Below are 12,415 nucleotides of genomic sequence, written 5' to 3'. Positions count from 1 at the left end.
CAAATCTGTCGGATCGGTGGCTCCACGTCAAATGTTACGGACATGCGTACTCCACGCAAACACTTAGTTGCGCAAGCGTTCGTGTGCTTGTACGCTCAAATACCGCCGGACTTCTTAAACGCGCTGCGCTTGAACGAAAGAAGTCCGGCGGGGCGTACCGCACACTTTTCCCGCTTGCTCCACTAGGGTTTGCTTAGGAGCATCGCTGTCTGCATTCTTCCGTAACATTTATCATAGAACCGCATCTGTGCGCATGCATTTCGATGATGCGGCGGTTATCCCTGTTCCGTGCGTCGTTCCTTCTCAAGGTAGACGAGGAGCACGGAGATGTCGGCGGGGGAGACACCGCTGATGCGGGATGCCTGTCCGATGGAGCGCGGGCGGATGGCGGCGAGTTTCTCCGCCGCCTCAAGGCGCAGACTCGTGATGACACTGTAGTCCAGCCCATCGGGGATGCGGCGACTCTCCAGTCGTTCCATGCGTGCGATCTGTTCGCGTTGCTTCTTTATATATCCGTCATACCGCGTCATGATCTCGACCTCCTCCTTGACATCTGCCGCAAGAGGCGGGAGGTCAAAGAGCGGGGCGAGCGCGTCATAGCTTCCCTCGCGTGAGAGAAGGGCGAGGAGTGTCATCGGGACGCGCAGAGGAGCAAATCCTGCCGCTGCAAGACGTGCCTCGGTCTCGGCACTCGGATTGAGTTTTGTATGTTCCAGGCGGCGTAGGCTCTCCTCGATGGCATCCCGCTTTGCCGTAAAGCGAGCCCACCGTGCATCGCTGACAAGACCTATGGCACGTCCAATGGGGGTGAGGCGCAGGTCGGCGTTGTCCTGTCGGAGGATGAGGCGGTACTCGGCACGGCTCGTCATCATGCGGTACGGCTCGTCCGTGCCCTTTGTCACGAGGTCGTCGATGAGGACGCCGATGTAGCCGTCACTGCGCCGCAGGATCAGCGGCTCCTCTCCTGTGATTTCGCGCACGGCATTGATGCCGGCGATCAGTCCCTGTGCCGCCGCCTCCTCGTAGCCGCTCGTGCCGTTCGCCTGTCCTGCGGAGTAGAGCCCTGCGATGTGCATGACGGCGAGCGTTGGGGCGAGTTGGAGCGGGTCGAGACAGTCATACTCAATGGCGTAGCCGGGGCGCATGATGCGTGTGTGCTCAAGCCCTGCGATGGTCGTGAGAAATGCCTCTTGCACGTCCGTTGGCAGACTGGTAGACATACCCTGTACATAAATCTCGTTGGTATGTAGTCCCTCGGGTTCGAGAAAGAGCTGGTGGCGATCCTTGTCGGGGAAGCGTGCGATCTTCGTCTCAACGGACGGGCAGTAGCGCGGTCCGATGCCCTCGATCACACCGTTCGCCATCGGTGCGCGGTGGAGGTTTGCACGGATGATCTCGTGTGTTGCCTCGTTTGTATAGGTGAGGTAGCACGGTGTCTGCTCGTCCGGCATCGCATCCGTCAAAAAGGAGAATGCAGGTGCCGTGGGGTCACCCTCCTGTATGGCGGTTTTGCCGAAGTCGATGGTGCGGCGGTCGATGCGTGCAGGCGTACCAGTCTTAAAGCGCATGAGCTTCAGGCCGAGTGCTCTGAGCGAGTCCGAGAGTGCCATCGCGGGGCGCTGTCCGTTCGGGCCGCTGTCGTAGATGGTCTCGCCGAGGATGATGCGCCCGCGCAGGTACGTCCCCGTGGCGAGAATCACAGCGCGTGCGGTGAGACGTTCGCCTGTCTCGCAGCGGACACCCGTGACACGCTTCTCCTCCGCAGTTTCCTCTGTGAGAAGCTCCGTCACAAGCAGCTGACGCACATCGAGGTTCTCTGTGTTCTCAACGGTTTCCTTCATGATGCGCTGATAGAGGAACTTGTCCGCCTGCATACGGAGGGAATGGACGGCAGGACCCTTGCCCGTGTTGAGGAGACGCCGCTGAATGCTCGCACGATCCGCCGCAATGCCCATCTCCCCGCCGAGTGCGTCGATCTCACGGACGAGATGGCTCTTGCCGGGGCCGCCGACGGATGGATTGCACGGCATCATGGCGATGTTGTCGAGCGAGAGCGTGACGATGAGGGTGCGCTGTCCCAGACGCGCAGCGGCAAGTGCCGCCTCGACGCCCGCGTGCCCTGCGCCAATCACGATGATATCATAATCTGTAGTGGTATTCACATCAGGATTCCTTTGGATTATATCACATAAAATATGTTATCTTTGTATTATTCTACGACCTGCGAAAACGTCACGCAAACACCTCGTTGCGCAAGTGGTCGGGCACTTATCTGCCTAAATACCTGCGGAATTCTTAAACGCGCTTCGCTTGAACGAAAGAACTCCGCAGGGGCAGAACGTGCCCTTTGCTCCACTTGCTTCACTAGGGTTTGCTTAGGCGTTTTGCAGGTCTCTTGCGTCACTTACTTCAAACTTCACGGGCACTTCGCGCAGCTCTGTCTCCATCCGCCGCCAGCGAACGCCCGCAGAGTCAAACATCCGCTTGGAGATCTTCGTCGCCTCGCTCGCGGCGTATTTGTCCGAGAGGTAGACAACCTCGCGGATGCCGCTCTGGATGATCGCCTTGCAGCATTCGTTGCACGGGAACAGGGAAACGTAGATACGACAGCCCTTCAGTGACGTGCTTGCGTTCAGAATAGCGTTCAGCTCAGCGTGTACGACGTAGGGGTATTTCTGCTCGGCGAATTCGCCCGTCCGTCCCCACGGGTACTCGCGGTCATCACAGCCGTTCGGCATACCGTTGTAGCCAACACCGACAATGTGCTTGTCCTCGTTGACGATGCACGCGCCGACCTGTGTGTGCGGATCCTTGCTGCGGTAGGCGGAGAAGATCGCAACGCCCATAAAGTACTCGTCCCAAGAGATAATCATACTGCTTCCTCGATTCTTGCACTGCATACATTTGTTTGCTATAATGAGAAAAGGCACTGATAGGCGCAGTGGTAACTCAGCCCCCGAAAGGGGGGATCTGTATGGAGACCTACGAGTTTTTAACATTTCTCGTTGTGTTTACCGTCTTAGTCTTATCCGTTAAACGATAAATGAGAAAGCCCCGCCTTGCGCTCCAAACTGCAGGCGGGGAATCTCGCGTGTATAAGGGGGCAACCGCTGAGCGGCAGTGCCCTTTTTCTATGCTCATTTTACAATATTCCGTCCGCTTCGTCAAGCATCGTGCGGGATCGTTGCGTGACGCGCGTATTTGAGAATAATTTTCCGTTAATTCTGATTGACAAAAGATAAAAGATGCCATAGAATGTCATGTAGGTAAATGAGAACTGCATAGAAAACAGGTGCCCTACGGGGCTTAATAGGGAATCCGGTCGATGCCGGAGCGGTCCCGCCACTGTAAGGAAGAACAGAGCTGCATGGACGAGAGTCCGGTCACTGGAGAGCAATCTCCGGGAAGGCGCAGCTGCGTGAGGATTCCGAGCCAGGAGAACTGCCTGTTTTGCGCGACCTGATAATCCACGAGCGATGGGGAGGGGAGCCGATACCGTGGAGACGCGGCGGCTTTCTTTGTGTGGGAAGCCTTTTTTTATGCAGTCGGGCAGCAATGCCGGAGGGTGTTGCATGGGATGGAAGGGCATATGCCCGATCAAGGAGGAAATGACGAATATGAAGAAGAGACATCTTACGCTTGCAGTCCTCGCAGGGCTCTTGTCCACGGGGGGGGGGCAGACCTCTGTCTATGCAGGACATGATGAGAATCTGCAATCCTACACGATTGATAATATCGTGGTCGAGGCGGAGCAGACGATCAACCAGTTCGGCGATACGGTGACGGAGCAGTCCTACTACCGCACGGGCGGTGATGTCAAGGTCATCACGCGTGAGGAGATCGAGAAGCGTCACTATACGGATCTCACCGAGGCGATCAAGCGCATCCCGGGCGTGACGTTCCAGAACCCGGGCTACCGCGGCGGCGAGTACGGGTACCAGACCTATAACAACGGCGTTCTCATCAATGGAGACTCACGTGTCATTGTTCTCATCGACGGGCGACGTGTGGACAACCTCACGAGCACGCGCTTTAACAGTAGCAGCACCACGGGCAGCAAGTCCACGGGCGTCAACCTCGACCAGATGCTCGGCATCGAGAGCGTGGATAAGATCGAGGTCATCAAGGGACCCGGCGCATCCGCCTACGGCCCTGACGCGACGGGCGGCGTCATCAACATCATCACGCGCAAGGGCGCGGTCGAGCAAAAGGGGACGCTTGACCTCTCCACGGGTTCGTGGCACAAGCATAACTATTCGCTCACACTTTCGGGTGCACTGCAGGATGATCCGACGTTCCACTATTTCGGCACGGTGACGAAAACGATGAGCGGCGATACGGAGTATGTGGACGGCGAGACGGGCAGGACAGGCACGCTCGGCGGCTCGCGTTGGAAGGAAGAGGCGGTCAACATCCGTCTCGACAAGGATCTCGGCAAGGAGCAGAGCATCAAGCTCTGGTACAACTACAAGGCGGGCAAGGATGGCTACCCGATCTCGACGCCGCGTCTGAAATATTGGAATCAGGACGACTGGGAGCGTATTATCTTTGCAGCTGCCGTTGGCCAGCTGAACAGCAGTAATCAATTGGACGGCGGTCCCGTATATGGTGATGCGGGCAACCCGGGTTACGCGAACCTATATGCACTTGATGGCAAGCTGTACAATTCATTCAGTCGGTTTAAGAATAATGACTGGGAGCTGAAGTGGACATTCGACAAGGACAATGGTATGGAGAGTTTTGTTCGCCTCTATTACCAGAATCATCGCTACTCCTCTCGTGATAAATACAGATGGTCACTTAGTGATGACCCCGCCGCAGACTATCAGGCACGCTTTCCGGGCGGTGCGACGGCTGCCGAGCTGAAACAGTGGATTCGTGAAAATCTCGCACCATTCCCGGATGGTGACCCGGCAAAGGTGCAGGAATGGCTTGAGAAGACGGGCGGTACAGCCACAGAGCCGACGGAATGGCAGAAAGAGCGTAATCAGGGCATCCAAGTGCAGTATGCGCGAGCAATCGGCAAGAACGATGTTATTGCGAGCCTAACCTATGATCGTGCTAAGACTGTTGAAAAATACTATAGCCGGCGTACAAGAAAATATGTGGAATCTACAACGAGCCGTAACACGGTGATCGGCTATGTGCAGGACAAGATCCACATCACGGACAACTGGGACCTGACCCCGGCGCTCCGCTATACTTACTACTCGGATTACGATTACACGGGCAATGCCGGATTCAAGGGAAAAGGAAAATCCCATCTCATCACACCTGTGCTCAATACGGAGTATCTGATCGACGATACGCTCAGTGTATATGGCGGCTGGACACAGATCTATCGTCCCGTGCGGCAGGGAGACTATACGACACTGCACGGCATCTACAAGACGCCGCTCGAAAATGAGCGTGGTGATGTGTGGACGCTTGGCGTACGCAAGGAGTTCTCGCAGCATTCCGCCCTTGCAGTTCATTATGACTGGACGCGTATGAAGAATGCGATTGCATCGTTCCCCATCTGGGATGCGTCGATTCCCGGTTATGACAGCACGGCAGTCAATGCACGTGAGGACAAGACGTCCTTTAACATCACGTTTGACCACGCCTTTGACAAGCACGTCACAATGAGTGCTTCCTACTCGCATATGGATGATAAATGGCGGGTCAAGAGCGGCTGGAATGTCGATCCGAGCTGGGGGCTTAACGGCGAGGACGACATCAACACACAGATGAACCGCCTCCGCCCGCAGAACCACTATGCGCTCAACCTTTCCTATGAGAATCAGAAGCTCTATACGGGGCTGCTTATTAACTGGTATACGGGAAACAACCTGAGAGCCTTTACGGATCGCCGGTTCCTCGTCCTTGACTGGAACATCAACTACAGCTTTACTCCCGATCTGACGGGATATATCACCGTGAACAACCTCACGAATGAGGCATATCAGACCTCCTACAGCTCCTACAATGGACGTGGCTCCTCCACCATGCCTGCGCGCAGTGTGATGGTCGGCGCTCGCTATACGTTCTAATCGTTCGGAAATGAAAGGACGCAAGACATTCTTCTCAAAGGATGCCTTGCGTCTCTTTCTTGTAGGAGGAAGGATGAAACTTTCATATATATTGCTCATCGTCCTCGCACTCCTGTTTGCGGCGTGCAGCCCCATCGTCAAGGTGCATGAGAATGAGCACCGCCCGGCGATGGCGGAGCAGATGGATGCAGCGTATACCCCCGTCACGATTGAGAATATCAATGAGAAGGGGGAGCCTGTCTCTCAGGTCTACGAGCAGCCGCCGCAGCGCGTGGTCGCCGTTTGGCAGAACTCGATCGAGACGCTGCTCGCGCTCGGTGTGGGGGATCGGATCATTGCGGGGATGGGCGTGCCGAATGTGAAGTACATCCGTCCCGAATACCGCGCGGCATACGAGGCGATTCCCTACACGAGCCTTGAAAATCTGGACGTGGAGACCATTCTCATGATGCAGCCCGATCTCATCGTCGGCTGGTCGTCCACCTTCTCACCGAAGGTGCTACGGAGTGCGGCATTTTGGCAGGGGCGCGGCGTGCACACCTACATCGCGCCGTCCTCCGCGCGTGCGGTGAGGACCAAGACCATCGCGCAGGAGTATGCGGACATCCAAAGTCTCGGGCGTATCTTCGGGCGGGAGGAGCGTGCGAATGCTCTCGTGGGCGAGATGGAGCATGAAATCGCGTTTGTCGCCGAAAAGACGGCCTATATGGAGAAGCGTCCGCGTGCCCTCGTCATCGAGCTCATGGGCAAGGAGATTCGTTCGTACGGGAAAGACACACTCGCGGGCGATATGCTCCGCGCACTCGGTGCGGAACATCTGGCGGCGGACGGGCAGAGCCTCAGTATGGAGGAGCTGATCGAGCTGAATCCCGATGCGCTCTTTCTCATTGTCATCGAGGACGACTATGGGAATGAGGATGCAATCCTCGCACGGCTCTATGAGAACCCTGCGCTGCGCTCGCTCTCCTGTGTGCAGCAGCGCCGCATCTACACCGTGCCGCTCTATGCCGTCTACAGTGCGGGCATTCGCGCCTACGACGGCATAACGATATTCGCACATGGGCTGTATCCTGAGATCTATGGAGAATAATCTATGCAAGCATTCTTTTCGCGTGCGGGGCTCGCACTGCTCTGTATCCTGCTCACCGCACTCCTCATTGTCACTCTTTTCTGGGCGCTCTCGATCGGGACGGTCGATCTGCCGCCCGCCGTCATTGCCGCCGCCGTCCTCGACCAGATACAGAGCGGTACACCCATTGACATGGCGGGCAAAGGCCCCGTGCATGACATCGTATGGCTGCTGCGTCTGCCGCGCCTCCTGCTCGCCGCCATCATCGGCGCGGGGCTTGCCACCTGCGGCGTTGTCATGCAGGCGATTGTAAAGAACCCGCTCGCCGATCCGTACATCCTCGGCATCTCGGCAGGCGCATCCCTCGGCGCGACCTCCGCTGTCCTCCTCGGCATCGGTGCGGCGTTCGGGGAGAATGCCGTCGGCATCGCTGCATTCCTCGGTGCGTTCGCCGTCTCCGTCGGTGTCCTCTTTATCGCGAACATTGGCGGACGTGCAAACGCGATGAAGCTGCTGCTCGGCGGCATGGCACTCAGTGCCGTGTGCAGCGCATTTTCGAGTTTCATCGTCTATTTTGCCAACGATAAGGAGGGCATCCAGACCGTCACCTACTGGATGATGGGCAGTCTGGCGGGGGCGAAATGGGAGCACATGGCGCTCATCGGCGGCATTGTCGCGCTCGCCGTTCTCTTTTTCTGGTCGCAGAGCCGCATCCTCAACCTCATGCTCCTCGGCGATGCGTCCGCAATCACGCTCGGCACGGATCTCCATCCCTATCGGCAGGCGTATCTCATCGTCAGTGCGCTTGTGGTGGGGTTCGCCGTCTTTGCGGCGGGCATGATCGGCTTCGTCGGGCTGGTCGTTCCCCATGTCGTGCGGATGCTCGTCGGCACCGACCACAAGCGGCTCGTACCGGTCTCCGCTCTGGTGGGAGCGATCTTCCTCGTCGTCGCGGACGGGCTGTGCCGCGTCCTCATCCCGCACACGGAGCTGCCCATCGGCATCCTCATTTCACTCGTCGGTGCGCCCGCATTCATCTATCTCATGGTGAAGCGTACCTATGGATTCGGAGGGCAGTGATATGGAAATACTGGCTGAGGCGGTAAAACTCTTCATCGGGGACAAGGAGATTTTGAAGGGGTTGGATTTTCATCTGAAACCGAAGGAATTTCTCGGCATCATCGGCCCGAACGGCAGCGGCAAGAGTATGTTCCTCAAATGTCTTTACCGCGTGCAGAAACCGACGGCGGGCAGCATCACACTGAACGGGCGTGCGCTCGATGAGCTGAGCTATCGGGAGTCTGCGCTGCAGCTCTCCGTGGTGGCGCAGCATAATTTCTACAGCTTCGACTTCAGCGTGATGGAGGTTGTGCTCATGGGGCGCTCCCCGCACAAGCGGCTGCTCGACCGTGATAACGCAGCGGACTACGAGATCGCACGCCGTGCGCTCCGTACGGTCGGCATGGAGGAGTGTGTGGAGCGCAGCTTCGCCAGTCTCTCGGGCGGCGAGCAGCAGCGCGTCATCCTCGCGCGTGCGCTCACGCAGGAGGCGGAGTGCATGATCCTCGACGAGCCGACGAACCATCTGGACATCAAGTATCAGCTGCAGATCATGGACATTGTAAAGGGACTGGATCTCACCGTCGTCTCTGCGATCCACGACCTCAACATCGCCGCGCTCTACTGCGACCGCCTCATCGCCATCCGAAAGGGGCGCGTCGTAGGGCTCGGTACGCCGCGTGAGCTGCTCACAGAGGAGTTCATCCACGAGCTCTACGAGGTGCGTGCAAAGGTAGAGACCGCTGAGGACGGTCGTATCTATATTCGGTATTTGCCGCAGTATCTTTCGGATTAGGATACACAAAAAGCCCCCGCAGTGGGGGCTTTTTGTGTGGATCAATGTTTCTGCCATTCGCGCAGTTCGTCAAGCATTGCGCTCACTTCACGAAGAGGCCGCGATAGAGGCGCGGGCTGCGTACGCCGGGCTTGATCTCGCCGCTGATGGAGTAGAGTGCGCCCTTTGCCATGACGAGTGCCTCGCCGCAGGGTGCGGGGAACGGCAGCTGTCCGACGGTGCGCCATGCATCGGTCTTGGCGTTGTAGACGAGGATGTCGCGATTCCAATGGTAGTCCTCGGGGGACATGGTGAAGTAGTGGGCGCGGAATGCGTCCTTTTCCTCGCCTTGCAGGGTGTTTAGGTTCGATACTGCCCAGTTGTAGATCTCATGATTAAAGCCGCCGACGACCAGCATTTCATCCGCATTGAGACGTACGGAACGCGCACCGAGAAGCGAGACGGGTGTGCCGTCCACGTTCGGCCCTTTGACCTCAGTCCACGTGCGTGTCTTCGGATCGTAGGCATAGCCATCCGTGTACGCTACGCTCGCACCGCCGCTAAATACATAAAGCCGCCCACCGAGGAACTCCGCAACGGACTGCTCGCGTGCCTCGCCGGGGAAGTCGGGCAGCGATGACAGCATCCCTGTCTTGACATCGTAGGTGTAGAACTTCTTGCTGAGTGTGCCGTCCTGCTTGCCGCCGCCGAGGTACACTGTGCCTTTGTCATAGGCGGCAACACCGTTCTGGAGGGCAAAGGGCAGGGCGGGCAGCGTCTCTGTATGGAGTTTTCCGTTCGGTGCGGTGAGGCGTGTCACTGCACGCGCCCCCGTCTCGTCGGTACTGCCGCCGAAGTAGAGCACGCCGTCCGGTGTCGTCACGGATACGCCGTAGCCGACGGGGTACGGCATCTGCGCGTGATCTGTCTCGGTGAGCCCTGCTGGCGTGGCGCGCAGGACGTAGACGTCGGGATAGGTCACCTTTGCCCCGCCCGTGAGCGGCCCGCCCGCTGGAAAATTCGCGCCGCCTCCGACGATGATGTAGTCGCCGAACGTCCCCTGTACGAGACCCGCAACGCCGATGTTCTCCGCGTATCCTGCGGCGGGTGAGAGTGTGCCGACCGACTGCCACGCGAGCGCAGGTGTGCCGACCTCGGCGGGCGCGGCTGCAGCCGTGAGCGGGGCAAGGGCGATGAGTGCCGCGAGCGCGGTATGACGGAATGAGTGTGTCATATCATTTCCTCCTTTTGTATCGGGGCATAGGAAGCACGGATACACGCAGTCACATCATCTTGGTGCATATTTTCACCCGCACTGCGCTCTCGATCCTCCACATAGCCCTTGCTATGCGTCCGGTTTGTCTCCTTGTTTGGACGAAAAATCTACGCCAATCTGACGGACTTCATTTTATCAGTGATTCCTTAAAATATTTTCTATTTTCATAAGGAAATGATAGCATATTTGATGATAAAATTCAAATATTTTTCATATTAGGTTCTATGATAAATGTTACGGGAAAATGAGGACGGCGATGCTCCTAAGAAAACCCTAGTGGAGCAAGCGGGAAAATACTGACCTGTCCAAGAAGTAAGTCCGCAGGACGAAGCTGATTGGGTAACAGGTCGCATGGGAAAACGTCCCAAGAACACGAGCGTTAGCGAGGTGTGATTGGATGACGTTGACCGCTTGTGCGGTACGCCCCGTCGGACTTCTTTCGTTCAAGCGTAGCGCGTTTAAGAAGTCCGGCGGTATTTGAGCGTACAAGCACACGAACGCTTGCGCAACTAAGTGTTTGCGTGGAGCATGCATGTTCGTGACATTTGACAAAGACCCTCATAGTATTCATGCGTGCGTTCTTCGGAACTTTCGTGCCGCGCCGTGATCGCGCCGTTCGTTTCGGTAACGATGATCCTCTTTTCCTCCGATTTCAGTGTGTCGGGGTGATCCGTGCGGTAGTGTGCCCCCCTGCTTTCCCGTCGGAGCAGAGCTGCTGTCAGAACTGCCGTCGCTGTCCGCAGCTGAGCGGACAGTCGGAGGACTGCGGCGGCATCCGCTGCAGTGGTCGCGGGGGCATTACGCTCCATTTCCTCCCGTGCGTCCGTGCAGAAGCGAATCGCCCGCGTCAGCCCATCCGCGCTGCGTGCGATCATGGCGTTCTCTGTCATCACGCTGCGGAGACGGCTGCGTATGGCGTGTGCATCGGGGATGCTGTGCGCGCGCAGGAGAATCTCATCGTCCGCAACCATTGTGCCGCGCGCCTCCGTGGCGGCGGATTTGCCCGCGATCTCTCCGAACACCAGCCCGTTTGCACTGGACAGCCCGCCGATCCGATCCGCCCCGTGCATCCCGCCGGTCACTTCGCCGCAGGCATAAAGGCCGGGGACATCCGTTGCGGCATCGCTGTCGATCACGATGCCGCCGTTCGCTGCATGGGCGTACATCCCAATTCGCACGGGATCGTTCGGGGTCAGCCCCTTTTTCTCGTGCAGCCAGTCGAAATAGGTCGCGATAAACTCGGGCGGATTTTGCTTCATCTCGTCCGAATAGCTCACATACGCTCCGCCGCTTTTCTCCGCGCGCGCAATGGCGAAGTCGACCGCGCGATCCGCGCCCGCAGCGGTAAACGGCCCGTGCGTGGATCGCTGCGCCAGCAGTGCGGCGCGGTTCGGCAGATGCGCCAAGATGTCGTTTCCGTCCGCGTCGCGGAAGGTGGCAAAACGAAAGGTCTTTTCATTGAATACGGTCTTTGGCGCAGGGGAGAGGAAGCCGGGCATCATCTGCATGAACTCCATGTTGATGAGCCGCGCCCCTGCCCGCAGTGCCAAGGCGTGCCCCGTCCCTGTGACATCGGCGGTCGTGAGGCAGTTCTGAAACAGCCCGCTGTAGCCGCCCGTGGCGAGGACGACCGCCTTGCTGCGAATGGCGAGGAGGCGGTTCTTCGCCGCGAACACTGCGCCGCACACGCGTCCGCTGCGCTGAACGAGTTCCAATGCCTCATGATGGGGGCAGCGCCGCACCCCGTATTCCGACAGCTCCTTTTGGAAGACGGCACGCATACGGGCGGCTTCCAGACCATTCCAATTTCGCCGCTTGTGGTCAAAACAGGGGATAAACTCTTTTTCATCGGATTTTTCTGCGGTCCGTAGCCGGATGCCGCATGCTTTCAGCGCGTTGATCGAGGGATTGATCTTGTGTACGAAGGTTTTGACGAGCGCGGGTGTCGTCATCCCCGCTCCAACCCGCGCAATGCTTGCGGCAAGGTCGTCCTCGTCCGCCGCGTCCACAGGACCGATCAGCCCCAGTCCCCATGTCCCCGGGAAAAAGCTGGAGCCGGAAAAGATCTCCGTACTGCTCGTGAGCACGACGGCGCAGCCCTCTTTTGCCGCCGCAATCGCCGCACAGATCCCGGCGATGCCCGCGCCGATCACCAGCACGTCACAGTGGTCTTGGGATGAAACAATCATGTGGTCTTTCTCCTC

At 58.0% G+C, this 12,415-nt stretch carries 8 protein-coding genes and 1 riboswitch; of the genes, 4 read left to right on the top strand and 4 right to left on the bottom strand.

Annotation, left to right across the window (positions count from 1 at the left end):
- Positions 1–275: 275 nt before the first annotated feature.
- A complete protein-coding gene (gene mnmG / locus HMPREF9334_RS04605) occupies positions 276–2,162 on the bottom strand; it encodes a tRNA uridine-5-carboxymethylaminomethyl(34) synthesis enzyme MnmG (protein ID WP_006692336.1) in 1,887 nt (628 codons plus the stop codon).
- A gap of 213 nt (positions 2,163–2,375) precedes the next feature.
- Positions 2,376–2,873, bottom strand: coding sequence for a deoxycytidylate deaminase (locus tag HMPREF9334_RS04600; RefSeq protein ID WP_006692335.1), 498 nt, complete (start codon positions 2,871–2,873; stop codon positions 2,376–2,378).
- A 400-nt stretch (positions 2,874–3,273) separates the two neighbouring features.
- A riboswitch (cobalamin riboswitch) is annotated at positions 3,274–3,463 on the top strand.
- Between the two features lie 154 nt (positions 3,464–3,617).
- Here HMPREF9334_RS04600 and HMPREF9334_RS04595 point away from each other — a divergent pair.
- The 4 genes from HMPREF9334_RS04595 to HMPREF9334_RS04580 all read left to right on the top strand — a co-directional run bounded on the left by HMPREF9334_RS04595 (position 3,618) and on the right by HMPREF9334_RS04580 (position 8,956).
- A complete protein-coding gene (locus HMPREF9334_RS04595) occupies positions 3,618–6,032 on the top strand; it encodes a TonB-dependent receptor domain-containing protein (protein WP_039957367.1) in 2,415 nt (804 codons plus the stop codon).
- A gap of 73 nt (positions 6,033–6,105) precedes the next feature.
- A complete protein-coding gene (locus HMPREF9334_RS04590) occupies positions 6,106–7,122 on the top strand; it encodes an ABC transporter substrate-binding protein (RefSeq protein ID WP_006692333.1) in 1,017 nt (338 codons plus the stop codon).
- 3 nt (positions 7,123–7,125) lie between these two features.
- On the top strand, positions 7,126–8,181 hold the full coding sequence (locus HMPREF9334_RS04585) for a FecCD family ABC transporter permease (protein ID WP_006692332.1): 1,056 nt from the start codon (positions 7,126–7,128) through the stop codon (positions 8,179–8,181).
- Between the two features lies 1 nt (position 8,182).
- Entirely contained in the window at positions 8,183–8,956 is a 774-nt protein-coding gene (locus HMPREF9334_RS04580) for an ABC transporter ATP-binding protein (protein ID WP_006692331.1), read from the top strand.
- A gap of 82 nt (positions 8,957–9,038) precedes the next feature.
- On the opposite strand, the gene HMPREF9334_RS04575 is transcribed toward HMPREF9334_RS04580, so the two are convergent.
- Together HMPREF9334_RS04575 and HMPREF9334_RS04570 are read right to left on the bottom strand one after the other, a co-directional pair.
- Positions 9,039–10,169 (bottom strand): cyclically-permuted mutarotase family protein, encoded by a 1,131-nt coding sequence (locus HMPREF9334_RS04575; protein WP_006692330.1) that lies wholly within the window; start codon positions 10,167–10,169, stop codon positions 9,039–9,041.
- A 551-nt stretch (positions 10,170–10,720) separates the two neighbouring features.
- Entirely contained in the window at positions 10,721–12,400 is a 1,680-nt protein-coding gene (locus tag HMPREF9334_RS04570) for an FAD-binding protein (RefSeq protein WP_006692329.1), read from the bottom strand.
- Positions 12,401–12,415 lie beyond the last annotated feature (15 nt).

The organism is Centipeda infelix ATCC 43532 (genome assembly GCF_000234095.1).
Taxonomy (GTDB): Bacteria; Bacillota; Negativicutes; order Selenomonadales; family Selenomonadaceae; genus Centipeda; species Centipeda infelix.
The sequence above is the reverse complement of the archived record's forward strand: the minus strand, read 5'-3'. Positions and strand labels throughout refer to the sequence as shown.